Origin of the sequence: Deefgea tanakiae (assembly GCF_019665765.1) — a bacterium.
Classification (GTDB): domain Bacteria; phylum Pseudomonadota; class Gammaproteobacteria; order Burkholderiales; family Chitinibacteraceae; genus Deefgea; species Deefgea tanakiae.
On sequence record NZ_CP081150.1, the window covers coordinates 2,622,185 to 2,647,359 of the forward strand.

General features: G+C 49.8%; 23 protein-coding genes and 1 pseudogene. 7 read left to right on the forward strand and 17 right to left on the reverse strand.

Annotated elements, in window-relative coordinates; all coding sequences use genetic code 11:
- Nucleotides 1-13 precede the first annotated feature (13 nt).
- The 9 genes from K4H28_RS12140 to K4H28_RS12180 form a co-directional block, all read right to left on the reverse strand.
- Nucleotides 14-274 carry a hypothetical protein gene (locus K4H28_RS12140; protein ID WP_221005440.1) on the reverse strand — a complete coding sequence of 87 codons (261 nt, stop codon included), beginning with the start codon at nucleotides 272-274 and terminating at the stop codon, nucleotides 14-16.
- Nucleotides 275-763: 489 nt separating this feature from the next.
- Nucleotides 764-1,270 carry a lactoylglutathione lyase family protein gene (locus K4H28_RS12145; RefSeq protein WP_221005025.1) on the reverse strand — a complete coding sequence of 169 codons (507 nt, stop codon included), beginning with the start codon at nucleotides 1,268-1,270 and terminating at the stop codon, nucleotides 764-766.
- A 176-nt stretch (nucleotides 1,271-1,446) separates the two neighbouring features.
- Nucleotides 1,447-2,247 carry an IS21-like element helper ATPase IstB gene (gene istB, locus K4H28_RS12150; RefSeq protein WP_221005441.1) on the reverse strand — a complete coding sequence of 267 codons (801 nt, stop codon included), beginning with the start codon at nucleotides 2,245-2,247 and terminating at the stop codon, nucleotides 1,447-1,449.
- Complete coding sequence (gene istA, locus K4H28_RS12155; RefSeq protein WP_221005442.1) at nucleotides 2,240-3,760, reverse strand: IS21 family transposase; 1,521 nt, start codon at nucleotides 3,758-3,760, stop codon at nucleotides 2,240-2,242. The genes istB and istA overlap by 8 nt, the downstream gene beginning before the upstream one ends.
- 238 nt (nucleotides 3,761-3,998) lie before the next feature.
- Nucleotides 3,999-4,457 (reverse strand): hypothetical protein, encoded by a 459-nt coding sequence (locus K4H28_RS12160; protein ID WP_221005443.1) that lies wholly within the window; start codon nucleotides 4,455-4,457, stop codon nucleotides 3,999-4,001.
- A 68-nt stretch (nucleotides 4,458-4,525) separates the two neighbouring features.
- Nucleotides 4,526-4,903, reverse strand: a complete 378-nt coding sequence (locus tag K4H28_RS12165) for a YbdD/YjiX family protein (protein WP_255573518.1) — start codon at nucleotides 4,901-4,903, stop codon at nucleotides 4,526-4,528.
- Nucleotides 4,896-6,962, reverse strand: a complete 2,067-nt coding sequence (locus K4H28_RS12170; RefSeq protein WP_221005444.1) for a carbon starvation CstA family protein — start codon at nucleotides 6,960-6,962, stop codon at nucleotides 4,896-4,898. Before K4H28_RS12170 ends, K4H28_RS12165 begins: the two co-directional genes overlap by 8 nt.
- 205 nt (nucleotides 6,963-7,167) lie before the next feature.
- Nucleotides 7,168-7,887 (reverse strand): two-component system response regulator BtsR, encoded by a 720-nt coding sequence (gene btsR / locus K4H28_RS12175; protein WP_255573519.1) that lies wholly within the window; start codon nucleotides 7,885-7,887, stop codon nucleotides 7,168-7,170.
- On the reverse strand, nucleotides 7,887-9,590 hold the full coding sequence (locus K4H28_RS12180; RefSeq protein WP_221005445.1) for a sensor histidine kinase: 1,704 nt from the start codon (nucleotides 9,588-9,590) through the stop codon (nucleotides 7,887-7,889). Before K4H28_RS12180 ends, btsR begins: the two co-directional genes overlap by 1 nt.
- Before the next feature lie 136 nt (nucleotides 9,591-9,726).
- On the opposite strand from K4H28_RS12180, the gene K4H28_RS12185 reads away from it, so the two are divergent.
- Together K4H28_RS12185 and K4H28_RS12190 are read left to right on the forward strand one after the other, a co-directional pair.
- Nucleotides 9,727-9,942 (forward strand): FmdB family zinc ribbon protein, encoded by a 216-nt coding sequence (locus K4H28_RS12185; protein WP_221005446.1) that lies wholly within the window; start codon nucleotides 9,727-9,729, stop codon nucleotides 9,940-9,942.
- Between the two features lie 2 nt (nucleotides 9,943-9,944).
- A pseudogene (locus K4H28_RS12190) lies at nucleotides 9,945-10,095 on the forward strand (IS5/IS1182 family transposase); the annotation flags it as partial.
- A 125-nt stretch (nucleotides 10,096-10,220) separates the two neighbouring features.
- Here the strand turns inward: K4H28_RS12190 and K4H28_RS12195 are convergent.
- A complete protein-coding gene (locus tag K4H28_RS12195) occupies nucleotides 10,221-11,435 on the reverse strand; it encodes a sensor histidine kinase (RefSeq protein WP_221005447.1) in 1,215 nt (404 codons plus the stop codon).
- On the reverse strand, nucleotides 11,432-14,926 hold the full coding sequence (locus K4H28_RS12200) for a response regulator (RefSeq protein ID WP_221005448.1): 3,495 nt from the start codon (nucleotides 14,924-14,926) through the stop codon (nucleotides 11,432-11,434). The genes K4H28_RS12195 and K4H28_RS12200 overlap by 4 nt, the downstream gene beginning before the upstream one ends.
- A gap of 278 nt (nucleotides 14,927-15,204) precedes the next feature.
- Here K4H28_RS12200 and sbcB point away from each other — a divergent pair, with 278 nt between their 5' ends.
- Both sbcB and K4H28_RS12210 read left to right on the forward strand, forming a co-directional pair.
- Nucleotides 15,205-16,641, forward strand: a complete 1,437-nt coding sequence (gene sbcB, locus K4H28_RS12205; protein ID WP_221005449.1) for an exodeoxyribonuclease I — start codon at nucleotides 15,205-15,207, stop codon at nucleotides 16,639-16,641.
- A gap of 61 nt (nucleotides 16,642-16,702) precedes the next feature.
- Nucleotides 16,703-16,924 carry a DUF6500 family protein gene (locus K4H28_RS12210; protein WP_221005450.1) on the forward strand — a complete coding sequence of 74 codons (222 nt, stop codon included), beginning with the start codon at nucleotides 16,703-16,705 and terminating at the stop codon, nucleotides 16,922-16,924.
- On the opposite strand, the gene K4H28_RS12215 is transcribed toward K4H28_RS12210, so the two are convergent.
- Nucleotides 16,921-17,538 carry a LysE/ArgO family amino acid transporter gene (locus K4H28_RS12215; protein ID WP_255573520.1) on the reverse strand — a complete coding sequence of 206 codons (618 nt, stop codon included), beginning with the start codon at nucleotides 17,536-17,538 and terminating at the stop codon, nucleotides 16,921-16,923. The genes K4H28_RS12210 and K4H28_RS12215 overlap by 4 nt on opposite strands.
- Nucleotides 17,539-17,645: 107 nt before the next feature.
- On the opposite strand from K4H28_RS12215, the gene K4H28_RS12220 reads away from it, so the two are divergent.
- On the forward strand, nucleotides 17,646-18,533 hold the full coding sequence (locus K4H28_RS12220; RefSeq protein WP_221005451.1) for a LysR family transcriptional regulator ArgP: 888 nt from the start codon (nucleotides 17,646-17,648) through the stop codon (nucleotides 18,531-18,533).
- A 132-nt stretch (nucleotides 18,534-18,665) separates the two neighbouring features.
- Here the strand turns inward: K4H28_RS12220 and rplS are convergent, their stop codons facing one another.
- The 5 genes from rplS to ffh all read right to left on the reverse strand — a co-directional run bounded on the left by rplS (nucleotide 18,666) and on the right by ffh (nucleotide 22,327).
- Entirely contained in the window at nucleotides 18,666-19,046 is a 381-nt protein-coding gene (gene rplS, locus K4H28_RS12225; protein WP_221005452.1) for a 50S ribosomal protein L19, read from the reverse strand.
- Nucleotides 19,047-19,090: 44 nt separating this feature from the next.
- Nucleotides 19,091-19,852, reverse strand: coding sequence for a tRNA (guanosine(37)-N1)-methyltransferase TrmD (gene trmD / locus K4H28_RS12230; protein WP_221005453.1), 762 nt, complete (start codon nucleotides 19,850-19,852; stop codon nucleotides 19,091-19,093).
- Between the two features lie 132 nt (nucleotides 19,853-19,984).
- Entirely contained in the window at nucleotides 19,985-20,527 is a 543-nt protein-coding gene (gene rimM / locus K4H28_RS12235; protein WP_308443447.1) for a ribosome maturation factor RimM, read from the reverse strand.
- 3 nt (nucleotides 20,528-20,530) lie between these two features.
- A complete protein-coding gene (rpsP, locus tag K4H28_RS12240; RefSeq protein ID WP_221005454.1) occupies nucleotides 20,531-20,773 on the reverse strand; it encodes a 30S ribosomal protein S16 in 243 nt (80 codons plus the stop codon).
- 210 nt (nucleotides 20,774-20,983) lie between these two features.
- Entirely contained in the window at nucleotides 20,984-22,327 is a 1,344-nt protein-coding gene (gene ffh, locus K4H28_RS12245; protein ID WP_221005455.1) for a signal recognition particle protein, read from the reverse strand.
- 82 nt (nucleotides 22,328-22,409) lie between these two features.
- Between ffh and K4H28_RS12250 the strand changes: the two genes are divergently transcribed.
- Nucleotides 22,410-23,219: a cytochrome C assembly family protein gene (locus K4H28_RS12250; RefSeq protein WP_221005456.1), complete on the forward strand. Its 810-nt coding sequence runs from the start codon at nucleotides 22,410-22,412 to the stop codon at nucleotides 23,217-23,219.
- A 242-nt stretch (nucleotides 23,220-23,461) separates the two neighbouring features.
- Nucleotides 23,462-25,165 (forward strand): type IV-A pilus assembly ATPase PilB, encoded by a 1,704-nt coding sequence (pilB, locus tag K4H28_RS12255; protein ID WP_221005457.1) that lies wholly within the window; start codon nucleotides 23,462-23,464, stop codon nucleotides 25,163-25,165.
- Nucleotides 25,166-25,175: the final 10 nt, after the last annotated feature.

A 25,175-nucleotide genomic window follows, 5' to 3' on the forward strand; every position in this document is an offset into this window, starting at 1 on the left:
TTTCTAACGAGTGTTACGCAGTAATTCTGTGATAAACATCCCACTCCGGCGAATCCAAATCGAGGCCGTTTTTTATTATTTCGTCTTGCACGACAATCAGACGTTCAAGCATTTCTCGTTTCGTTACACCGTAATGCCTCGCCAACCTGTTCAGCGCGAGTGATGCACCTGTGCTGATGTAGGTATTCAATCTCCGTTCACCATTGCCGTCAGCACCAGCAGCGTGACGTTGTTGACGGTACTTAGCTTGTCGCTGTGCGTTGCTTGTGGTCATCGTTCACTCTTTGAGCATCTGTTACGCAGTAATGCATATGCGACCGTTACGCCGTAACAAGCAACTAGCCCAGTGCTGGCGTATTGACGTAGTCAGCGATTAACATCCCAACCTGAATCTCGCCTGTTTTCGTAGATCCTTTTGAGTGGCTGTTTAGGCCGAGCAGCATAAGCATTGCCCCCAAATACTAAAGGCCGCAACCTGATGGTAAGCGGCCTTTCGTTTTTCACGCTTCGACATCTACAGATCGGCCTTAGCGGACTTTCAAAACCTCTACATCGAGGACCGAAATAGAGTACCACTACAGACTGATGTTTCGACACTTCCAGTCTGGCACATCGATGCCGTATCAGGAGGGAGAAGTCCATAACATTGCTAAGGCCGAGATGTTCATACCAAGTTCAAAAAAATAAAACGGCCGCTCTCTATCAGATTGCGGCCTTCGCAATTTTGTATTGCATTCGTTGTTAGATTGACTCTTCAGATGGCTTATTTTGCATATGCACCAGCAGAATAGGTTAGCTCATAGCTGTGGCTGTAAATTTCTAGAATGTTGCCAAACGGATCTTCCATATACACCATGCGGTAAGGCTTCTCGCCTGGAAAGTATTCACGAACTGGCATACGTTGTTTACCCCCTGCAGCAACGATCTTGGCCGCTAGCCCTTCTACATCGGGGTCTTGCACACAAAAATGGAAAACGCCGCCTTTCCAGTATTCAAAGTTGTTTTCACGGCGCTCAGCATTGGCAAATTCAAAAATCTCCACCCCGATTCGATCACCCGTCGATAAATGCGCAATCCGAAATGAGCCCCAGCCAGGGCCAAATACATCGTTACACATCACCCCAATGGCTGAATCATCTTCATGAATGACGGTGGGCTCCATAATCAAATACCAGCCTAACACTTCGGTGTAAAAACGCACCGCAGCATCCAGATCGGTCACAGAAAGGCCAATATGCGAAAAATTACGTGGATAAGTCGTGGATTGCATGTCTAACTCCTTGTTTTGAAAGTGACGCCAGTATGTTCGCGCCGATTGAAATTTGACCCACCCTGCCGATCGAATTTTGACCCAGGGCTGAGCGTTGCTTTTTAACGGAGCAACTGTGGGTAAGTCTAGCAATTAGCGGGCAGTTCGCCCGCTATTTTTACACCTTCATTTTCAACTTAGAACGGTTCCGCTTCCCTACTCAGTTCATCTTTCTTACTTTGCTCCCGCTGTTTGATCTTCGATTTCGCCGCCATACTGCTGTGCTGGAAACGATAGGAATCATTCCCTGTTTCAACAATATGACAATGATGGGTGAGTCGATCCAATAGCGCCGTTGTCATCTTGGCATCACCAAAGACACTCGACCATTCCGAGAAGTTCAGATTGGTCGTGATGATCACGCTGGTGTGTTCGTACAGCTTCGACAGCAAGTGAAACAGCAATGCGCCACCGGCTTGGCTGAAGGGCAAGTAGCCCAGTTCATCCAGAATCACCACATCCACTCGCATTAGCGCCAGTGCGGTTCGCCCAGCTTTACCTTCTCGATTTTCTTTTTCCAGTAGATTGACCAGATCAACCGTTGAGTAAAAACGCACCCGCTTGCCATGCCGTGTAATCCCCCCAATCCCCATCGCAGTGGCCAGATGTGTTTTTCCAGTGCCCGGACCACCAATCAACACGGCGTTTTGTGCGGTTTCCGTAAAAGCCAGCGTCGCCAGTTGCCCAACGAGGGCTTGATCCACTTTCGACACACTAAAGTCGAAACCCGCCAAGTCTCGATGTACAGGGAATCTAGCCGCAGCCATTTGATGATGAATCGAACGCAGACCACGGTCGGTGTTTTCTGCTTGGAGTAAATGTTCAATCAGCCAGCCCGAGGTATCTATAGCCAAACCACTTTGAGCTTTTAAATCAACCCAAGCGCCCGCCATACCGTGCAAGCGCAAGGCTTTGAGTTCCGCGGTAATGTCACGCATGATTGGCTCCCTCACTCGCAGCGGTAGGCTCGGAAGCTTCACGCAGACGGTCATAGCGCTCCGTATTCGCTTGCGGTGCATCCCCTAACTGCAAAGCAGTTTCGGCACTGGCTGTAGCAGGTGGATCATTCAAGCGCGCGACCACATTCAGAATGTGTTCAATGCTGATGACTCCTGATTCTAAGACCAACTCAACTGCAACGAGCACGGCATCCAATCCGGCCACCGGAACGGTGGCCAACACTTGTGCCATTACTTTGTCACCACCGTTGCGCCTTAACAATCCTTGTTTCAGCCGCAACAACGCCGTTGGCATCTCTGTAAATGGCGCACCATTGCGTAATGCACCAGGCTTGCGACTGATCAGTGGAATGTAATGCTGCCAATCGAAACTGACCTGATGTTTTGCCGGCAGACGATGATGGCAAGCCACGATTTCATCGTTCACCACAATCGCCACTTGTGTTGAGTACAACCGAACACTTACGCGCTGACGCGCCCATTCACAAGGAACTGAATATCGATTGCACGCTACGCTGATCAAACACGTACTGGAAACTCGAGCCAGATGCTCAACGTAACCATCAAACGGGGTCGGCATCGGCATCATTGCCAGTCGCTCTTGCTCCAACATTTCAGCAATGCTTAACCCTTTGAACTCAGGATGTTTGAGTTCGTCCCACAAGGCACGACAACGTTCGGCCAGCCAGGCATTCAGCGCTTCAAAGTGACTGAATTTAATGCTTTGCGCTTCAAGCCAAATGCGTCGCCGACTATCTTGCACATTCTTTTCAACGACGCCTTTTTCCCAACCAGAGGCGACATTGCAGAAGTCGGGATCAAACAAGTAGTGCGCGCACATCACAGAGAAACGGGCATTCACAATACGCCCTTTGCCCTTGAGTACCTTATCAACAGCGGTCTTCATATTGTCGTAAATGCCGCGTCGTGGCACGCCACCTAGAGCGACAAAGGAGCGGGCATGCGCATCAAATAACATTTCATGACCTTGGCTGGGATAAGCGACCAGCCAGAAAGCGCGACTGGCACACAACTTCATATGGGAAACTTGAATGCGGCGATAAATGCCACCGATAAGGAGATTCTCTTCGCTCCAATCAAATTGAAAGGCTTCACCCAAAGCAAACTGCAAGGGCACAAAGCCTTGCGGGGCTTTACCAGCTTTGCCACGCCAAGCACGAACGAAATCGGTGACGCCGCTATAACCCCCCGAATAGCCCTCAGCTTGGATCTGCTCGAACAACGCTTTGGCGGTGCGACGATTCTGTTTGGCACGGAATGAATCGGCAGTGAGCGCACGTTCTAAAGTGGCGTGAAATGGAGTGAGTTTGCCGGGCTTATGCTGCCGGATATATTGCGGTTCAGACTTCGAGGTTGGCTTACGAATCCAAGTCCGGATGGTGTTGCGCGCCAGACCGGTGCGCTTGGTGATTTCGTGCAGCGATAGATTATCGCGAAAATACATCCTGCGGATTTTGCCAATCATTTCCATGGTGATCACCTTTTATCCTCTGCTCAAGAATTAAGCAGAATAAGTAGAGCACCTGGGTCAATTTTGGATCGGTATAACTAGCTGTAGTGGGTCAATTTTCGGTCGGCGTCAACACCCTTGTAAGCCCTTTGTGCTCAAGCACGCGTACCGCCAAGAAGACCGTAACAATACGTACGCTGTTTTACGTTTCGCTATTTAATCTCCCATTGAGATATGGCACGGCATCACATCGGCCAAACTAATCACCTGACGTTGCTAAATTGCTGTGCAAAAACTGGATGGCTTCTGCCGCGTTGAGCCACGCCTCCCCCAAATTTAAATATGGGTACACGCCCAAGAAGTTAGAACGCAGCACTTCAGGTAACTGAGACAAGCAAATCTCACTCACCCCATTTGCACGAATCACGTCATCAGCCAGCGCGAGCAATTTATGGTCACCATCCTCCCTTAGATACATACCACAGACGTGCGCGTCGATAACCTCGCCAGCCGCAAAGTCTTCATTCGTTGCGATCAAAATATCAAAATGCGGATCTGGAGGTGTGCCACTGTCAGCAACCCAGCCATACACGCCCATGAAATCTCTGGCATGCATTAATGAAATAAATTCTGTTTTGATAAACGCCTTCGCACTGGGCTCATACCGAACCCGATAGGGCTCATTGCGAGGCTGCTCGACGATGCAAGTTACTTTCATACGATTCATCCAAGCATAAAAAATGAGCGTACGCAGCCATGCTGCAATACGCTCATTGGTTTAACCGTTTAGCATGGGCATTTATTGACATTGCCGGCGCTCGGGAAGCGAGCATCCAAACAATAGCGGTAAAACTCATCGCGGGTAAACGGTTTCGCACCGGGATGCTGACTGCGCATATGGTCTAGATAATATTCATAATCATGAATACCAACCATAAGGCGGCACGTTTGCACCACTTTTTGCGCCGTATCTTTCAGCCCTGTGAGCCAGTTCGACCCCAAGCTATAGCGCCTGAAATCATCTGGGCTCATCAAGACGCCATAGGGATTCGTGAGTCGCTGTTCGGCCACGTAGCGATCATATTCATCCTGAAACGTCTCATCGCTCAACTCTACCCGCGCAGCGCGGGCAGAGGCTGGGAGCAAAAAGCTCAGATCAAGCACGACTGCCCTCGATCTGCAGCTCTCCACCAATTTCATTCACGGTTGGATGAGCATGGCCAAGTGCTTTCCGAACGTGAACAATCGTTGCAATCAACATCGTTACTGCGACCAACATAAAGAAGGCGCACAAACCCGCATTGATTTGATTGTTAAATACAATTCGCTCCATATCCGCGATGCTCTTAGCCGGTGCCAGCAAGGTGCCATCGGCAATGGCATTTTGGAAACGATTCGCTTGGGCGAGAAAACCAATTTTTGGGTTTTCATGGAAGATTTTCTGCCAACCCGCCGTCATCGACGTAATAAATAGCCATGTAGTAGGCAGCAACGTCACCCATACATAGCGCTCTTTCTTCATCTTAAACAGCACCACCGTACCAAGCAGCAGCGCCATTGACGCCAACATTTGATTGCCAATCCCAAATAGCGGCCACAGCGTATTGATGCCGCCCAGTGGATCAGTCACGCCTTGGTACACAAAGAAACCCCAGCCCGAAACGGCGACCGCCGTTCCCAGCATATTGCCCGCCCACGAAGTGCTTCGTGCCATGCCTGGAATAAATACCCCCACCGTGTCTTGCACCATAAAGCGGCAAGCACGGGTACCGGCATCGACGGCAGTCAGAATAAATAAGGCTTCAAACAGAATCGCAAAGTGATACCAGAACGACATCATGGCTTTGCTGCCAAAAATATCAGAAATGATATGTGCCATACCGACTGCAAACGTTGGTGCGCCACCTGCACGCGATAAAATCGAATGCTCACCGACGTCTTTAGCGATTTGCGTGAGTACCTCTGGCGTAATCAAAAAGCCCCAGCCATTAATGACGGTAGAAGCGCTCTCTACGGTGGTACCAATCACTGCCGCTGGCGAATTCATCGCAAAATAAATACCCGGATCGAGCACAGAAGCACAAATCAGCGCCATGATGGCCACGAATGACTCGCACAACATCGAACCATAGCCAATTGCACGCATATGGCTTTCTTTCTCAATCAGTTTTGGCGTTGTGCCTGATGCCACCAAGGCATGAAAGCCGGAGATGGCCCCGCAGGCAATCGTAATAAACAAGAATGGGAACAATGAGCCAGAGAAAACCGGGCCAGAGCCATCGATAAAACGCGTCACCGCTGGCATTTTGAGTTCAGGTGCTGCAAACACAATCCCAATCGCCAAACCCGCAATCACACCGATTTTGAGGAAGGTCGACAAATAATCACGCGGCGCTAGCAAGAGCCACACTGGCAAAGCCGAAGCGATAAAGCCGTACAGCACCAGCGCAAAAGTCAATTGCGGACCGGTCATCGTGAAAAATGGGCCCCAATATGGATGCGCCGCAATGTCGCCACCATAAATAATCGCCGCCATCATCAACACAAAACCGACTACCGAGATTTCACCAATACGGCCCGGGCGGATATAGCGCATATAGATGCCCATAAACAAGGCAATTGGAATCGTCGCCGCAATCGAAAACACGCCCCATGGGCTTTCCGCCAAGGCTTTAATGACCACCAGCGCGAGCGCAGACAAGATGATAATCATCACGCCCAATGCGCCGACCATCACAATAAAGCCAGGAATCGTACCCAACTCTTGTTTGGCCATTTCGCCGAGAGAACGTCCATCGCGACGCGTTGAGATGAATAAAATCAAGAAATCTTGTACGGCACCAGCCAGCATCACGCCGACCAAGATCCAAATCGTGCCCGGCAAAAAGCCCATCTGAGCCGCTAAAATCGGCCCAACGAGCGGCCCCGCACCCGCGATTGCCGCAAAATGATGGCCAAACAGCACCCATTTATTAGTGGGAACATAATCCAAGCCATCATTACGACGCACCGCAGGCGTAAGCCGCGTATCGTCCAACTCAAATACTTTTTCTGCGATAAATTTGGAATAAAAACGATAGGCGATGCTGTAGCAGCTAATTGCCGCCAACACCAACCACACCGCATTGACGTGTTCGCCGCGCGATAGCGCCAGCATAGCGAAGGAGAACGCGCCCACCAGCGCGATGAGCATCCAGACGCCCCACTGCTTAATTGAGTTCATGACAAACCTCGGGGGATAGTTTATGACAAACCCATGCTATGCCGAGTACGACGAAGAGTGCGTACGGAACTGAGGGAGCGGTTACTGGGGAATTTAAGCGGCGATGAAACGCACTTCAGCGGCAGCGGTATTGATTTAGCGCAAAAATTAGACAAACAATAATAAATGGAGGGTATTTTCATCCAGTTACCATTTAAAATGGTCTTTAGGCAAATACCCCCAACTTCTCTTTCAGTAACTTTAAATAACGCCGACTCACCGGCACGCTCAATCCACCACGCGTGAGTAACTCGGCACCACCACCATCGAGCAAGACAATTTCAGCGATTTTGTCTGGATTCACCAAATGCTGACGATGGCAACGCAATAGCTTGGTTTTTTCTTCCAATGTTTTCAGTGTGAGTTCAGTGAAATGCTCATGACCTTCTCGACCAACCAAATACACACCAGACAAACGCGCGGTGACAAACTCAAGCTCATCAATTGGCAGCAACACAATCCGATCATGCCGATGGCAAGGCAATTGCTTTAGCGCTTCTCGTGGCGCCAAGGCACCGTAATCGGGCGCACTCCCTTGCGATTTTCTTAATCGCGCCAGTGTTTTACCCAAACGCAGCGCTTCAACAGGCTTAAGCAAATAATCAAACGCCTGCTCTTCAAATGCTTTCACTGCATGCTCATCATACGCAGTCACAAACACAATCAAGGGTTGCCGCTCAGGGTCGAGCATAGCCACCATCTCCAGGCCAGAAATTCGCGGCATCTGAATATCAAGAAAAACTACCTCAGGCCGCAGTTGATTAATTAATTGCATGCCTTCGATGGCATGGCTCGCCTCGCCAACGACCTCAATGCCTTCTGCAAGCAATAAGCTGCGTAGCTCATCACGAGCGAGCGGCTCATCATCAACAATCAAGGCACGCATTATGCAATTTCCTCTGTTAGGGGCAGCGTCAAAGTGATGCGGGTAAATTGATCGGGGATTTTCTCAACACTCAGGCCATATTCAGGGCCAAACCGCGCTTTCAGGCGGCGATCAACCAAACTCATGCCCATGCCATCACTACTTTTTCGGCTGGGCTCAAATAGCCCTGCATTGTCTTCTACATGCAGCAGCAATGTGTTGGCGCGGCTGCCAAGCTCGGCCGACAAGGTCAGCTGACCCATACCCAAAAGCTGTGAAGTGCCATGCTTAATCGCGTTCTCAACCAAGGGCTGTAGCGAGAATGCAGGCAAGCGCACTTGCAAAAAGACGGGGTCAATCTCCACCGCCACATTCAAGCGGTCACCAAAGCGCGCCAGCTCAATCTGTAAATAAGCGTTGATGTGCTCAAGCTCATCGGCTAAGGCGACCACCTCATCGGGTCGTTTGAGATTTTTACGGAAGAAGGTTGATAAATGCTGCACCAAGGTGCGAGCACGATCAGGATCAATTCGAATCACGGCATTCAGTGTATTGAGCGCATTAAATAAAAAATGCGGATTCACTTGTGCATGCAGCAGTTTAATTTCGGACTGTGCCAGCAAGGCGCGCTGCGCCTCAATTCGCCCAGTTAAAATTTGCCGCAACAATAGCTTCGCGATACCCTCACCCAAGGTGCGATTGAGTTTGGCAAACAGGCGCCCCTTGGGCTCATACAGCTTAATCGTGCCGATCACTTGATCGTCGGCGTCTTGCAAAGGAATCACCAAGGTCGAGCCCAAGCGACAATCCGCATGAATTGAACATTGGTAGGCCACTTCATTCCCATCGGCGTACACCACCCGATTATCACGAATCGCGTGCAATGTGTGCTGCGAGGTAATCGGCGTACCGGGCAAATGGTGGTCGGAGCCCGTTCCAGTAAACGCTAGCAATTTTTCCCTATCGGTAATCGCCACCGCGCCCACGCCGGTTTCCTCTGAAATGATCCGCGCGACTTTCATTGAATTGGCTTCATTAAAACCGGCGCGCAGCACACCTTCGGTACGCGCGGCGATCCTCAGCGCATGTGCCGAAAACGCATTCGAAAACTGCTCTGCCAATGCACGCCGATCCAGTAAAAGACGCATAAACAATGCGGCGCCGACGCTATTGGCGACCAACATCGGCAATGCAACATGACTCACCACGGAAAGCGCCGTACTCCAAGGACGCGTCACCGCTAAAATAATTAGCATCTGCATCATTTCCGCAACCAAAGCGACTGAACCCACCAGCATGGGCTGAAATAAGAGATCAACACGGCCACGGCGAATTAGCACTCGATGTACCGCGCCGCCAAACAAACCTTCGCAAATCGTTGAAATCATGCAGGCAAGATCAGTGGGGCCACCCAAGGTATAGCGATGAAATCCACCGGTAAATCCCACCGCCAAACCAACCGATGGCCCACCGAGCAAACCACCCAACACGGCACCAATCGCGCGAATATTGGCGATTGAGTCATCCACTTTTAGACCCAGCTGCGTACCCAAGATACAAAAACCAGAAAACACCAAGTAACAAGTCAGCTTGTGTGGCAAACGGATCGTCACCTGCATCAAGGGCGTGAACAAAGGCGTGCGCGCCAACAACCAAGCGATCACCAAAAAGACGCAAGTTTGCTGCAACAAAAGCAAAACAAGGGTGAGCTGCTGACTGAGCATCACTTTAAACCTGCCAAATATGCAAAAGCCACTTATAGCGGATTTGCGCTAACCAAGCCATTCAAGATTTCACTATCCTGTATCGGCCTACACTTTTGAGTTAAGCTAAGTAGAAATTCAATAGGGAAGTTGAGCCATGCCGATTTATGCTTATCGCTGCGCTGAATGTGGTCACCAAGGCGATCACTTACAAAAAATGAGTGATGCCCCCCTCGCCACATGCCCTGCCTGTCATGTAGAGCAATATCAAAAACAACTCAGCGCTGTCAGCATCGCACTCAAAACGGCCAGCAGTGGCACAACTCAAACCAGCCCAGTGCCACACCAATGCGGGCCGGGCTGCCAACATTAACGCTAGAAACTAAAGTGCGCAGCTTTAAATTATTAGGTGAGCGAGTAATGGCACGAGACTTTGATCGTCAGGTGGCGGAGTTGCAAATGAGTGCAGCAATCTTTCAATCGCTTCGCACCGCTAGGCACACCGACAACGATGCATGTGGGATAAATCCGTCTGGGGTTTGGGGGCGCTTGACCGAGATCTAGTTTGTGCAACAACGCTTCTAAATATGAACTTCAATTGATTGCCTGCAGCGAGTATTGAAAGACACAGAGCCATAAACACGGCCCTACTCACAACGCATTAGCCGAGGGCTTTAACTCCTGCGGCAAAACCATCACAAAACGACAACCGCCGCCGAGCTGATTTTGCACTCGAATTGAACCACCTAAGCGATTGGTGACAATATCCCAGACAATACTCAGCCCAAGCCCCAACCCGCCATTACCCAGCGTCACTGTAAACATCGGCTCAAAGATTCGATCTTGTAGCGCCTCAGGGATACCGCAACCGTTATCGCTAACGGAAATCGTAACCAAGCCATCTCTAGCCGCAGCCTCGATACAAATCAAGGGCTGTACTTGGTCGATAAACGCATGCTCTTTCGCGTTTCTGATTAAATGATTGAATACATCGACAATCAACATGGGGCAACTCAACATTTGGATCGGAGCTACGTGAATTTGTAGTTGAATACCCTCAGCTTGCAACAAATCAGAAACTGGATAACAGGCCATGGTGACCATATCTGACAAGTCAAATGTACTAAATACCGCGTCCTCATCCCGAATGGTCAATTTTTTAAAGCTTTCAACCAGATAGGCGCAACGATTTAAGGCGCGCTCAAGGACTTCGCTCGCCTCACTGGTGTGCTGTAGATAATCAAGCAACGAAGATCGTTTCAACCCTCCCTGTTCGATCGAATTGGACAGCGTCCGTACCCAACTCCCCATCGCCGTACAGGTGGTCAGCGCAATACCAATCGGAGTATTAAGCTCATGCGCCAACCCCGCCACCATACGCCCCAATGCGGCCAATTTTTGATTCTCGACCAGCTCAGACTGAGTTTGCTGCAAATGGGCCAGCGTATGCGATAGCGCCGCATTTGCGCATTCCAATTCGCGTGATTGCGTATTGATTACCAACTGAGTATTAACACGAGCCAACACAATCGAGGCACTGTAGGGTTTGCTAATGTAATCCTCCGCCCCCATTGCCAAGCCCTTCGCCTCCTCTGTTTCCTCGCCCAAGGCCGTGACAAATAAAATGGGAATACTACGTCGCAAAGGGCTGGCTTTTATTTGACGGCAAACTTCATAGCCATCAATACCTGGCATCATAATATCCAGCAGGATTAAATCTGGCGGCGTTTCCGACATCACAATCGCCAGCGCTCGATCCCCATTGCTCGCTGCGCGTACTTTATAGATCGGCGACAAGATACTGCTTAAATACTCCAGATTCTCTGGCGCATCATCCACGATTAAAATACTTGCTCGCTCGCTCATATGCGACCACCCTGCTCAGTCGATGCGTCAAGCGCAGACAAAACAAGCCCATAAGATTGACACCAGTCTTGAAGTGCAACAAGCGCGAGATCCATCTCAAACTGACGAATCAATTGACTCACTTTTACAAAATCACTCCCTCCTCGATGTCCACTCAATGCGGCATTAATTTGAGTTAGCAATCCCACTGCCTGCGTATCATCTTGAGCCAGCAATGAGGCCAAGTGACTTAATTGTGCGGGCAATGGTGGAGATGCGTTGGTGAGTTCTTCGGATGCAGAAATCGACACATCCGGCAGTAAATGAATCGATTGCAACAAACCTTGCACGGGATAGGCCAACTCAGCGATCAAACCAGCAACTTGCTCATCGTGGTGATTTTTTATCGCCTGTTCAATGGATTTGGCGGCTTGAACCAATTCATCTGCACCAATATAAGCCACCAAGCCCCTCAAGGTATGCGCCAAGCGCTCGGCATCATCACGCCGCCCCTGCAACCACAATTGCTGCAGATTCTCTACGACATCACTTTGCGTCTCAACAAACCGAGTTAAAAAGCGTCGATATTGACCGACATTGCCACGTAAACGCTCTAGTGCCATCGCCACATTCACGCCTTGCAGAACTGGAATTTGCTGCCCGACACTGGCTACCTTTTGCATTGCAAGCTCAGGCGGCACCTCCGTCGGCACCTCACCATCACGCCCAATCCAACGAGCGAGTACAGCGATCAATTCATCCACTGCAATCGGTTTACCCAAATGATCATTCATCCCCACTGCCAGGCACTTTTCGCGATCACCCGCCATCGCATTCGCGGTCATAGCAATAATCGGCAAATTGACAAACCGCGCGTCCTCACGAATGCGCCGTGTTGCTTCAAAACCATCCATGATGGGCATTTGCCAATCCATCAATACCGCGTCATAGCGATGTGCAGCCAATTGATTTAGCGCTTCTTGTCCATTATTCGCCACATCGACCTTCATACCTGCCTGAGTGAGGATATCAACAGCCAGCTCCTGATTCACTTCGTTATCCTCAACCAGCAAAATACTTGCGCCTCTAAGGTGCGCAGTCGTTATCTTTTGACGCTGTTGCGGCAACCGTGGTGATGGTACATGACCATGCCCCATCACTTGCATCATGCTATCGAGTAACTTTGACGGGCTTACCGGTTTTTCTAAAATATCATCGACTCGCAAGCCCTTTGCCGCATCTATTAAATCATCACGACTATAGGCAGTCACCATCACGACCGATAAGGTATCGGCAATGTCATCATGCTGACGAATCCATCGCAACACCTCCAATCCGTCAAGACCCGGCATCTGCCAATCCATCAAAGCAAGGTGATAAGGCTCTCCGCGCTCCTGTGCCGCAGCCAATTCAAGCAGCGCTGCCTGACCTTCGGCGAGGACTTGATGCTGAATCTGCATCGAGCTCAACATCTCGTCCATAATTCGACAGGCAGTGGAGTTGTCATCCACCACTAAAACACGCAGCTGTTTGAATTGAGTAAAATCGAAAGGAGAAAGACTCTGCTGCTCAGCCTGCACCGCAAAGCAGGCCGTAAAAATAAAGGTACTGCCAACCCCCAGCTTGCTCTCGACCGAAACCTCGCCCCCCATCATGTTCACCAAGCTCTTGGTAATTGAGAGTCCTAACCCAGTTCCCCCAAAACGACGCGTCGTCGAAGCATCGGCCTGCTCAAAAGGCTGAAACATGCGCTGCCGCTGCTCGGGCGTTAAGCCAATTCCTGTGTCTTGAACTTCCACACGCAATCGAATAGAGGACATGTCGCCGTCGATTTTTCGGATGCGTAACTGTATTTCGCCAGTCTCGGTAAATTTAATCGCATTACTCAATAAATTCAGTAGCACCTGCCCAAGGCGCAACTCATCCCCCACTAAGCCATCGGGAATCTCGGGTGCAACATCAAACAGCAATTCCAAATTTTTGCTATGCAACTTAGCAGCCGACAGTGAAGCCACGTGATGTAGTACTTTTTCAAGTGAAAACGCCCGCATTTCAAAACTTAGCTTACCCGCCTCGATTTTAGAAAAATCCAAAACATCATTAATCACACCGAGCAGCCCAGCCGCTGCAACGCTGACTTTTTCTAGATAATTACGTTGCTTATCGCTTAAATCAGTACGTAGCGCGAGGTCGGTCATCCCCATGATGGCATTCATTGGGGTGCGGATTTCATGGCTCATATTGGCCAGAAACTCGCTCTTGCTCTTATTGGCGGCATCGGCAACTTCGCGAGCCTCAACTAAGACCTGCTCCATCCGCAAACGATCCGTAATATCCAATCCAAACGAGATGAGAGCCACACCCTGCGGCGTGACCTGCTGTTGCACGCTATTACGCCAGTCAATGGTGCGCACTTGGCCAGAGTAGCTGCGGATATTTTGATTGTGCTGCAGGGCAATTTGACTCAAGTCAGCACCGTCACCTTGCCACTGCTCGGGTTCAAGTATGATCCCTAAGCGACTCCAAACGTGCCCCAAAACCTGCTGACGAGCGTAACCTGTAATTTCTTCTGCTACGCTATTAAATAAAACAACTCGACCTTCAGCATTCACCCCCACCACCATCACATTGGCCGTATCGATGAGACGCTCCAACATTTCCTTCGCAGCACGTGAAGATGCCTCAGCTTCACGCTGCGACGCCAAGGTTGCCGCCAACTCTTCATTCACATTGGACAGTGCCAAGGTACGTTCATGGACTCTGTCCTCTAACTCCTCGGCATAACGGGCCAATTGCGCCTCAGCTGTTTTCCGTTGGCTATTCTCGGTTCGCAAATCCAGATTCAAGCCCTGTAACTCACCCAGTAACTGACTTAAGGACTGCCGCATTTTCTCTAAACTATGCCCTACTCGCCCCAGCTCATCATTGCGCAACCACGTCAACTCGTCTTGTAAGTTCCCACCTGCCAATGACTCCGCCTGCACCACCAAGCGATTGATTGGGCGCGTGAGCCGCCAGTGCAAGACCAATAAAATGAGCAGCATTGCACCAAGCCCAATACCGCCGGTGCGCCACAAAAATCGTTGCTGCGCCTCTGCAATAGCACGCTCAATGGCTACGTTATTCACCGAAACCGTAACCGTCCCAATGCGGCCATTTTCGAGCTTAATCTCGCGAACAACCGTAGAATCGATAGCAAGATTGGCCTTACTCCGCTCGATAAACACACCACCTCCAGGCCACCGAGTGACTCGAATCGAGGTGATTTGCGGATCTTTCATAATGTTATCAATTAGAGATGCGGCAAATTTAGGCTCAAAATTCCACAGGGAGTTTCGTAAACTATCCGCCAACAAATCAGCTTGCCGATCTCGATCTTGCTGCTGCGTTTGCATCAATCGCTGCTGCAAATCATTGCGCTCAATTTGAAACGCCAGCCACGAAGGCACAATCAGCCCAAGCAAAACGGACAGGATCAAAACATAGCGCAGAGAAAGCGAAAAGCGTTGCATCAGTTTATTCCAAATGAACGACCGAAAACGCAAAGGCAATCGCGTCAATCCAGCATCAAGGAAACGCCACAAATTTTCAATTTAGACCTTATTTCTTATGAAAGATAAAAAAGATACAAAATAGATCACGCATGGCGCAGCTCACCAATAAGCACAATCACCCTCGGAAACCGCAAGTCCAGCACACAATTTGTGCCGTCATTTTTTCATCAGCAACCCAAAGCCCAGCCATTCCCGTTATGATGACGAAATCTTGAAAATTGATTGATAAGCCCACAATGAGCACTACTTTTTTCTGGCATGACTATGAAACCTTTGGCGCAGTACCCCGCTTAGATCGCCCTAGCCAATTTGCAGGTATTCGTACCGACAGTGAGCTGAACGAAATCGGCGAACCGCTGATGATCTATTGCCAACCCGCCAATGACTTTCTACCCGACCCGTTTGCCTGCTTGCTCACCGGCATCACACCGCAAACTTGCCTAGAAAAAGGCGTGCCAGAAAATCAATTTGCGCATCTGATCGAGCGCGAACTCGCGCAGCCCGGCACCATCGGCGTTGGTTACAACACCATTCGCTTTGATGATGAAGTAACGCGATACATGTTCTGGCGCAATTTGATGGATCCGTATGCGCGTGAATGGCAAAATGATTGCTCGCGTTGGGATTTACTGGATGTGGTGCGCGCGACCTATGCGCTGCGCCCAGCGGGGATTGAGTGGCCGATCAATGAAGAAGGCAAGGTGAGTTTCAAGCTCGAAATGCTGAGTGCGGCAAATGGCTTAGTTCACGAAGCAGCGCATGATGCACTGTCTGATGTGCGCGCGACAATTGCGCTGGCCCGCTTAATTCGTGAGAAACAGCCACGTCTGTTTGATTTCTGTCTGGCGCTGCGCAAAAAAGATCGTGTTTTCGACGAGATCAATCTCGCCAATCCAAAACCGTTTATTCATATTTCTGGCATGTACGGCGTAGAGCGCGGCAATTTAGCGATTGTCTGGCCACTCGCAATGCACCCCAGCAATAAAAATGAAATCATCGTGTGGGATTTGGCTTTTGATCCAAGCGAATTGTTTACGCTCGACGCAGCGACGATGCGCGAACGGATGTTTACCAAACTAGCAGACTTGCCCGAGGGCGTAACTCGCCTACCGATCAAAACCATTCATGCCAACAAATCTCCGATTGTGGTCGGCAACCTTAAAACACTGAGCGCCGAACAAGCTGCACTGTGGGGCGTCGATATGGCGCAGATTCAAGCACATGCGGCGCAATTGGCGACGGGTAGCAATGTAGCCGAGATTTGGCGCGAGGTGTTTAAACGCGAAGCCAGTAGCGAAAAAACCGATGTCGATGCCAATCTATATGGTGGCTTTGTTTCGCCCACCGACCGCCGCACGCTCAATCGAATCCGCACGCTCTCACCAGAGAAACTCGCCATCGAACAAGCGCATTTTGACGACCGCCAACTCGAAGAATTATTTTTCCGCTACCGCGCTAGAAATTACCCAAGTAGCCTCAACGAGCAAGAAATGCAGCGTTGGGATCAATGGCGTAGCGACAAGCTGTTTGATGGCGCCGCGGGTGCGCGAACACTAGAACAATACAGCGAAGAAATTGATCGCCTGTCGGAAGACGCCGATGAACGCGGCGAGGCGATTTTGGCCGCACTGTATGATTACGCAGAAATAATTGCACCTGAAATTAATTACTGATGTATTTGCATGTAGTCGTTATTCAATAAAGACCACATGCAAATACCCTTCAACTGACAAAATGACACCTCAGCTTAAACAAAAAATCATCGCTGTTTGCCAGCAAAAAATAGATCAAAAAGGCGAAGAGGTTGGCTTATCGTTTTACGCCTTTTTTGCCAATAAAAACGAAAATCCAACTTTATTGATGGAAGCGGCAACATGGTGGATTCAAACGCATCGACTCGATCATTTTGAAAAGGCAATCAAAATCAAGGCCATGGTTGAAGCGCTACCCGATTAAGCAAGCACCAAAGTGCCCGCTAAAAACAGCATCGTGCCGCCGGTAATGCCATCAATCCACTGCCAAGCGGCAGGGCGTGATAAATGGCGTGACAGCGCGTGAGCGGCAAAACCCAACACACAAAACCAAAGTAAAGACGCACTCGCTGCGCCCAAAATAAAGCTCGGCTGCAAACTAGCGGGATAACTGCCGCCGATTGAGCCCAATAGCACCACGGTATCCAAATACACGTGTGGATTGAGGAGCGAAATCGCCAAGATCGTGATCAACGCGCGCTTCGCGCTGATGGGTGCTGCACTAGGTTCCACTTCCAGCGCGGTATCTCGACGCAAAATAGCCGTCCAACTGCGCAAGCCATACCAAATTAAAAAAGCCGCCCCGCCCCAGCGTGCTGCGCCCAGCAAAATTGGCGAGGCCTGCACCAAAGCGCCCATCCCCAGCACGCCCAAAGCAATTAACAAGGCATCCAATATAATACAAACCGCCAACGTCATCATTAAGTGCTGGCGCTGAATCCCTACCCGTAGCACATACGCATTTTGTGCGCCAATCGCCATAATCAGCGCCGCGCATAAACCCAACGCTTTAATAAAAACCATCCAATCAATCATCATGACTCACCTGTTTTGTGTTGAGCTGATTGTCATGGACACTGTCGTAAAACTAAATATGATTTATTATTTCTAATTAATGATTAATTTTTCTTAATATAGGGTCGATCATGCTCGACATCCGCAAGGGCGAAGCACTGCTGGCAGTCATCGATAGCGGCAGCTTTGAACAAGCCGCAGTGCAATTGCATCTGACTGCATCGGCCATTTCGCAACGCGTGAGCGCGCTGGAAAGCCAACTTGGCACGCCTTTACTCCACCGCACCCGCCCTTGCCGCCCCACTCGCGCCGGGCAGCGCTTGGCGCAATACCTTCGCCGGAGCCATTTACTGGAAAGTGAGTTTTTTGCTGAGCTGGATGCGGATCAAGCCCTCACCGTACCGATTGTGGTCAATCACGACACGCTCGCCACATGGCTACTGCCGGCGCTAGCTGATTTTTTAATATCCGAGCGTGTGTTACTCGACATCACAGTCGACGACCAAGACCATACCTACACTTTTTTAGAATCGGGTCACGCACTAGCAGGCGTTTCAAGCGAAAGCGAAGCGCTGCGCGGCTGCCGTGCCGAACCACTGGGTATCATGCGCTATCGCCTGTTGGCGCACCCACAATTTGCGGCGCGTTATTTTCCGCACGGACTACAACGCGAGGCGGCGCGTTTGGCACCTTTGATGGTGTTTAACCGTAAAGATGCACTGCAAGCTAATTTCCTACTCGACTCACTGGGTTTACCCAGCAAGCATATTCACTGCCATTACGTGCCGTCGAGCGAGGCATTTTTACAGGCGATACAGCTGGGGCTAGGCTACGGCATGGTGCCTGAGCTGCAATATCGGGAATTATTGGCCAGCGGCAGTTTGGTAGACCTTGCACCCGCTCACCCCACCGACGTCAACCTTTACTGGCATTGCTGGCGCGTGCAATCACCCAAATTAGAGCGACTCAGCCAAGCGGTCATCAGCGCGGCCAAACAATCATTACTACAGGGTATTTGATTGCAAATATTATTTAGCAATGACTACATCACAATACCCAATACACCAGACAACAAAAAACCCCGCAAGTCATGCGGGGTTTTCTCGTCACCTGCAAAGCAAGCAAGCGATGCAGTTGCAATTAAAGCGAGATTACGCTTGAACTGCAGCCACTTTACGAGCTGGCAATTTTTCCTTAATACGTGCAGATTTACCTGAACGATCACGGAGGTAGTACAGTTTCGCGCGGCGAACGTCACCACGGCGTTTAACTTCGATACCAGCAACCAATGGAGAGTACGTTTGGAAAGTACGCTCAACACCCATGCCAGAAGAAATTTTACGCACGATAAACGCGCTGTTTAGACCACGGTTACGCTTAGCAATAACGATGCCTTCGTAAGCCTGTAGACGTTCACGAGTACCCTCTTTCACTTTTACGCTAACGACAACAGTGTCGCCAGGTGCAAAATCAGGGATCGCTTTGTTTAAACGAGCAATTTCTTCTTGCTCAAGAATTTGTAGCAAATTCATTTGGATACTACTCCGTATGTGAAACCGTACCTTCTGCCCAAGTTTTAAGGATTTGGGAGTGCTGCATATTCAGTTTTGAATTCAGCCAGAAGCCGAGCTTCCTCTTTAGTTAACTGACGACCTTGCAACAAATCAGGACGGCGTAACCAAGTACGACCGAGTGACTGCTTCAGGCGCCAGCGCCTTATTGCTGCATGATTTCCCGACATCAAGACATCAGGCACCATCATGCCGCGATAATTTTCGGGACGGGTGTAATGCGGACAATCCAGCAACCCATCCACAAAAGAATCTTCCACTGCACTGGCTGCGGTATTGAGCACACCAGGTATCAAGCGGGATACCGCGTCGATTAGAATCATCGCGGGCAATTCGCCACCCGACAATACATAATCACCGACCGAAATTTCTTCATCGACTTGCGTCTGGATAACACGCTCATCAACGCCTTCGTACCGACCACATAACAAAACCAAACCGGGCATTTGCGCCAATTGTTCAGCTTTCTTGTGAGTGAGCGGCGCGCCTTGCGGCGACAGGTAAATCGTGTGTGGCACACAACCTACATCACGCTGATGTTGCTTAGCCGCAGCCAAAGCCTCATCCAACGGAGCAGGCAACATCACCATCCCAGGACCACCACCGAAGGGGCGATCATCGACACGATGATAGTTATCTGTTGTGTATGTTCGCGGATTCCATGTAGTCAGCCCGATCAAGTTGATTTCAACAGCTCGCCGAGTGACCCCGTGCGCACTGATTGCTTCAAACATTTCCGGAAACAACGTGACAACATCAAATTGCATGCGAACCTAATACTTTAAGCAAAAAATTTCTTGCTTCGTTGTCTTGCCTGGCTGTACTCAATTGTACTGACTGCGGCTTCGACGCCTTGCCATCAAATTTTTGCACGCCTACACCAAGCCTGGCGCTTGAGATTAATAATCCAAGCCCCAATCCACGCGCATCACACGCGTTTCAAGATTAACATCCAGCACCACATGCCCAACAAAGGGCACCAGACGTTCAGTTGCCTCGTCTTTTACCACGATGACATCGTTCGCGCCGGTTTCAAACAGCTTCTCAATGACACCCAAGCGCTCATCTTGCTGGTTAATTACGACTAAACCGATTAAATCAGCCCAGTAATATTCACCTTCAGCCGCCGGCGGCATACTGCTGCGTGGGATAAAAATCTCGCTACCTTTGAGTGCAAAGGCCGCGTCGCGGTCATTGACACCTTCGAGTTTTGCGCCCAATTTCTTAGGCTGCATATGCGAATCCACCACAGTATACGCGCGGAAAACACCGTTACGCCCTAGCCACCAGACTGGATAGTCCAACAGGCTATCGGCGCTTTCGGTATCAGCAACAAGACTAATCCAGCCTTGAATGCCAAAAGCCCCATTCACATACCCCATCGACACCAGATCATCTGGTACTGCTGTGGCAACTGCTGAGGACTTCTGATCTTTTAACACTGATTACTTAGCTGCGTTTTTGATCAAACGAGCAACAGTGTCAGAAGGCTGTGCGCCAACGCCGAGCCAGTAAGTCAGACGATCTTGCGTCAAACGTACAGTTTCTTCAGCGCCACGGGCTTGAGGATTGTAAAAACCTACGCGCTCGATGAAACGACCATCGCGGCGATTGCGCGAGTCAGTCACAACGATGTTGTAGAACGGGCGATCTTTTGCGCCACCACGAGCTAGACGAATCACGACCATAATAAAACCCAATATTGGTAATTAGCAGAAAGGCGGCGATTCTGCCAGAAATCAGACTTCACCGCAAGGATGATGGGCAATTAACTTCTGAACGGCGAGGGGGGAAGTGAAAGGCGTGAGGTGCAAGTGCGATGGTATACGAGTCAAACAACCACTAAATAAAGCCCAGTGACAAATACCCAACCACACAAACTCCTCATGCCTCGCACTTTACATCCCTGGCATCATCCCTTTTAGGCCACGCATCATTTTTGCCATGCCGCCACCCGAGAATTGCTTCATCATTTTTTGGGTTTGCTCAAATTGCTTGAGCAAACGATTCACTTCTTGCACCGATACGCCAGCACCTGCCGCAATGCGGCGTTTGCGACTGGCTTTCAGTAACTCTGGCTTGCGGCGTTCAAGCGGCGTCATTGAATTGATAATGCCTTCAATCCGCGCAACGGATTTGTCAGTAACTTGGCTATCGGCCATCGCCGCCATATTGCCAGGCAATTTATCCATCAAAGCCGACATACCACCCATTTTCTTCATTTGCTGAATTTGGGTTTTAAAGTCCTCCAGATCAAATCCCTTGCCGGATTTGACCTTTTTCATCATTTTCAGCGCTTCAGCTTCGTCGACCGAGTTCTTCACATCTTCGATTAAAGAAAGCACATCGCCCATGCCAAGGACGCGACTTGCCATCCGATCCGGATGGAACGGCTCCAGCCCTGTTAGCTTCTCACCGGTTCCCAAGAATTTAATCGGCTTACCCGTTACATGGCGCACCGACAAAGCCGCACCACCGCGCGAATCACCATCCATCTTGGTGAGAACAATACCCGTCAGCGGCAGCGTGGCATTAAATGCCTGCGCCACATTCACCGCATCCTGCCCCTGCATCGCATCAACAACGAATAGGGTTTCAATCGGGTTAACAGCGGCGTGCAAGGCCTTAATCTCGGCCATCATTGCTTCGTCTACCGCCAAACGACCCGCAGTATCGACAATCAGCACATCATAAAAATGGCGTTTGGCATGATCAATCGCCGCCAGCGCAATATCAACCGGTTTTTGCGTTACATCAGAAGGAAACCAATCGACAGTCAATTGACCCGCTAAGGTTTTAAGCTGCTCAATCGCAGCAGGACGATACACATCAGCAGAAACCAGTAGTACTTTTTTCTTTTGCGTTTCTTTTAATAGCTTGGCCAACTTACCCGAAGTGGTGGTTTTACCCGCACCTTGCAAACCCGCCATTAAAATCACAGCCGGCGGCACCGCGGCCAAATTCAGCGCATCATTTTGTGCGCCCATTAGCTTAGTGAGTTCTTCGTACACCACACCGATCAATGCTTGGCCCGGCGTAAGGCTGCCAACCACCTCTTGACCTTCAGCACGTACTTTCACATCAGCAATAAATTGCTTGACCGCTGGCAATGCCACATCGGCCTCAAGTAGCGCCATGCGCACTTCGCGCAGCGCATCCTTCATATTGTCTTCAGTCAAGCGGGCGTTGCCGCGCAACGTTTTAACGACACCACCTAAACGGCCAGACAGATTTTCAAACATGCGTTACACCTTTAATGCGGTTGATGCCGAGTGGGCACCGACTCTGTTAGACTAAACAATCGACATTTTACCCTGAATTGACGTGCTCACCCTGCTTACGCCACTGACCTTTCTCATTTACCTGCTACTCGGCTGGCACTTTTGCCAAATTCGCCTTGTTGGGCACAGCAGCGCACGGCGCGCGCCTGAGCAAGCCCTGCTGCTCGCGGTGTATTTTACACATGGTGCGGCGGTACTCCTCCCCATCCTTAGCCAACAGCAATTACACTTTGGCGCGGCAGAGTCCTTATCCCTCACGGCCTGGCTCAGTTTAAACGTTTATTTATTGGGCAAACTGCGCTGGAAACTGGATGGGCTTGAACCCCCGCTGTTTGCCTTTATCGCCAGCTTTGTGCTGCTTTCGATGATTTTACCGACTGGGCATGCCATCAGCTACGCACAAAACAACTTATCCCGCAGTCACTTTCTACTCGCGATGCTTGCACAAGGCCTGATCGTCAATGCCGCGGCGGTGGCCATTCTAATGCGCTTTTCCGATAAAAACTTGCACCACAACAGCAAGAAAATATTAGCCCGTACCCTCCCTCCCTTGCTAACGCTAGAAAAACTACTGTTTAGCTGTGTTGCCACCGGATTTACCTTACTGACGGCCGCGCTTATTACCGGTAGTATTTTTTCAGAACAGACTAGCGGCTTATTTTTTTCCTTCTCGCACAAGACAATTTTTGCGCTGGCATCCTGGGTGATCTTCGGCACACTACTCATAGGCAGAGTCAGCCACGGCTGGCGCGGCCGCTTTGCAGCGAATTGGGCTCTGATAGGATTCGGCCTGCTTTTCCTTGGCTACATCGGAACACGTATTGCCCTAGAGGTATTTATCAGCAAGGGCTAGCGAACAATACAGCATCAAAACCAAAAAAACTTAAGGCCAAACTAGATCTTTGTACTTTTCAGAGTCAGCGATACAAACCAATAATAAAGCAACACTGATACAACATTGAATCAGCTACGCCACATCGTCACACCGCCAATCCTGTTACATCTGATAGACTGCAAGCGAAAAACGATAAAGCACACTATATTTGTGGCAACGTTCATTTCAAACAATAAAAGCTTTGGAGTTATCTCGCGCTTATGACCGCACCTCATATTTCTGGGCTTGCACGACTCCTAGTGCAACACGGACGCCTAATCGAAGCCGATGCCGAAGCTTTACAAACTACCGCTGCCAGTAACAAAATATCATTTATTGAACAGCTAATTCAAAGCAAGAAAATGTCCGCGCGCGACGTTGCAGATTTCTCGTCCAAAACATTTGGTTATCCGCTACTGGATCTGGATCGGGTTGATCCAAGCTATATTCCGCAAGGCATTCTTGACGCCAAAGCGATGCAAACGCAACGCTTAGTTCCGCTCTATAAGCGCGGTACCAAACTTTTTATTGGCATTTCAGACATCACCAATATGGCTGCGGTGGAAAACGTCCGCTTCCAAACTAACGCCCAAGTCGAACCCATTATCGTTGAAGACCCAAAGCTCGCCGTTTTACTTGGTAAAATGATCGAAGCCAGTGGGGCAACCCTCAAAGACATGGCCATCGATGAAGCCGAGCTAGAAATGGCGGGCGGTGATGACCAACCAGTACAAGACAATGCCGCCAATCTCGAGATTGATGATGCACCCGTCGTTAAATACCTACAAAAAATGTTAATGGATGCGATCAATCAAGGTGCATCCGACATCCACTTTGAACCCTACGAAAAATTTTTCCGAATCCGCTACCGAGTTGACGGCGTACTACGCGAAGTAGCAACACCACCGCTAGCAATCAAAGAAAAAATCTCTTCGCGCATTAAAGTCATTTCAAAGTTAGATATTTCAGAAAAACGCATCCCACAAGACGGCCGTATGAAGCTTGTTTTATCTAAAAGTCGCGCGATTGACTTTCGGGTATCAACACTGCCTACGATGCACGGCGAAAAAATTGTAATGCGGATTTTAGATCCATCTTCCGCAACACTAGGTATTGATGCCCTAGGCTACGATCCAGATCAAAAAGCAATTATTCTTGAAGCAATTCAGCGCCCCTATGGCATGGTATTGGTAACAGGACCCACTGGCTCAGGTAAGACTGTCTCACTTTATACATGCTTAAATTTGCTCAACAAACCTGATATCAACATCTCAACCGCAGAAGACCCCTGCGAGATTAATTTGCCTGGCATTAATCAAGTCAATGTAAACGACAAGGCAGGCCTAACTTTCTCTGCCGCGCTTAAAGCATTTTTGCGGCAAGATCCAGACATCATTATGGTGGGTGAGATTCGCGACCTAGAAACGGCCGACATTGCCATTAAAGCCGCACAGACCGGCCACATGGTGTTTTCGACCCTACATACCAATGACGCGCCAACCACATTGACGCGTATGCTCAATATGGGCATACAGCCCTTTAATATTGCCTCGTCCGTCATTTTAATCACCGCACAGCGCCTCGCGCGTCGACTATGCAGCTGTAAACAGCCTGTAGATATACCTGAAGCCGCGCTCTTGAGCGCAGGCTTCGAGCAGAGCGATCTTGATGGCAGCTGGAAAGCTTATGGGCCTAAAGGCTGCGAGATCTGTAAAGACACAGGCTACAAAGGCCGTGTAGGCATTTACCAAGTCATGCCGATTACGGACGACCTCAATCGCATCATCATGAGTAACGGGAATGCAATTGACATTGCCGATCAGGCGCGCAGAGAGGGTGTACTATCACTGCGCGAAGCAGGACTAAGAAAAGTAAAACAAGGCCTAACTTCACTTGAAGAAATCATGGCCGTGACTAACGAATAGAGGGCCACAA

Excerpts from the sequence above, each read along its gene's own strand:
- K4H28_RS12170 (WP_221005444.1), bottom strand. The coding sequence starts at position 6,962 with ATGAACTCAATTAAGCAGTGGGGCGTCTGGATGCTCATCGCGCTGGTG.
- K4H28_RS12215 (WP_255573520.1), bottom strand. The coding sequence starts at position 17,538 with ATGATGATTGATTGGATGGTTTTTATTAAAGCGTTGGGTTTATGCGCG.
- istB (WP_221005441.1), bottom strand. The coding sequence starts at position 2,247 with ATGCGTGACATTACCGCGGAACTCAAAGCCTTGCGCTTGCACGGTATG.
- K4H28_RS12180 (WP_221005445.1), bottom strand. The coding sequence starts at position 9,590 with ATGCTCAGTCAGCAGCTCACCCTTGTTTTGCTTTTGTTGCAGCAAACT.
- K4H28_RS12195 (WP_221005447.1), bottom strand. The coding sequence starts at position 11,435 with ATGAGCGAGCGAGCAAGTATTTTAATCGTGGATGATGCGCCAGAGAAT.
- K4H28_RS12200 (WP_221005448.1), bottom strand. The coding sequence starts at position 14,926 with ATGCAACGCTTTTCGCTTTCTCTGCGCTATGTTTTGATCCTGTCCGTT.
- sbcB (WP_221005449.1), top strand. The coding sequence starts at position 15,205 with ATGAGCACTACTTTTTTCTGGCATGACTATGAAACCTTTGGCGCAGTA.
- ffh (WP_221005455.1), bottom strand. The coding sequence starts at position 22,327 with ATGTTTGAAAATCTGTCTGGCCGTTTAGGTGGTGTCGTTAAAACGTTG.
- K4H28_RS12220 (WP_221005451.1), top strand. The coding sequence starts at position 17,646 with ATGCTCGACATCCGCAAGGGCGAAGCACTGCTGGCAGTCATCGATAGC.
- K4H28_RS12140 (WP_221005440.1), bottom strand. The coding sequence starts at position 274 with ATGACCACAAGCAACGCACAGCGACAAGCTAAGTACCGTCAACAACGT.
- rplS (WP_221005452.1), bottom strand. The coding sequence starts at position 19,046 with ATGAATTTGCTACAAATTCTTGAGCAAGAAGAAATTGCTCGTTTAAAC.
- btsR (WP_255573519.1), bottom strand. The coding sequence starts at position 7,887 with ATGCGTGCCTTGATTGTTGATGATGAGCCGCTCGCTCGTGATGAGCTA.
- K4H28_RS12145 (WP_221005025.1), bottom strand. The coding sequence starts at position 1,270 with ATGCAATCCACGACTTATCCACGTAATTTTTCGCATATTGGCCTTTCT.
- K4H28_RS12210 (WP_221005450.1), top strand. The coding sequence starts at position 16,703 with ATGACACCTCAGCTTAAACAAAAAATCATCGCTGTTTGCCAGCAAAAA.
- pilB (WP_221005457.1), top strand. The coding sequence starts at position 23,462 with ATGACCGCACCTCATATTTCTGGGCTTGCACGACTCCTAGTGCAACAC.
- istA (WP_221005442.1), bottom strand. The coding sequence starts at position 3,760 with ATGGAAATGATTGGCAAAATCCGCAGGATGTATTTTCGCGATAATCTA.
- K4H28_RS12185 (WP_221005446.1), top strand. The coding sequence starts at position 9,727 with ATGCCGATTTATGCTTATCGCTGCGCTGAATGTGGTCACCAAGGCGAT.
- K4H28_RS12160 (WP_221005443.1), bottom strand. The coding sequence starts at position 4,457 with ATGAAAGTAACTTGCATCGTCGAGCAGCCTCGCAATGAGCCCTATCGG.
- rpsP (WP_221005454.1), bottom strand. The coding sequence starts at position 20,773 with ATGGTCGTGATTCGTCTAGCTCGTGGTGGCGCAAAAGATCGCCCGTTC.
- trmD (WP_221005453.1), bottom strand. The coding sequence starts at position 19,852 with ATGCAATTTGATGTTGTCACGTTGTTTCCGGAAATGTTTGAAGCAATC.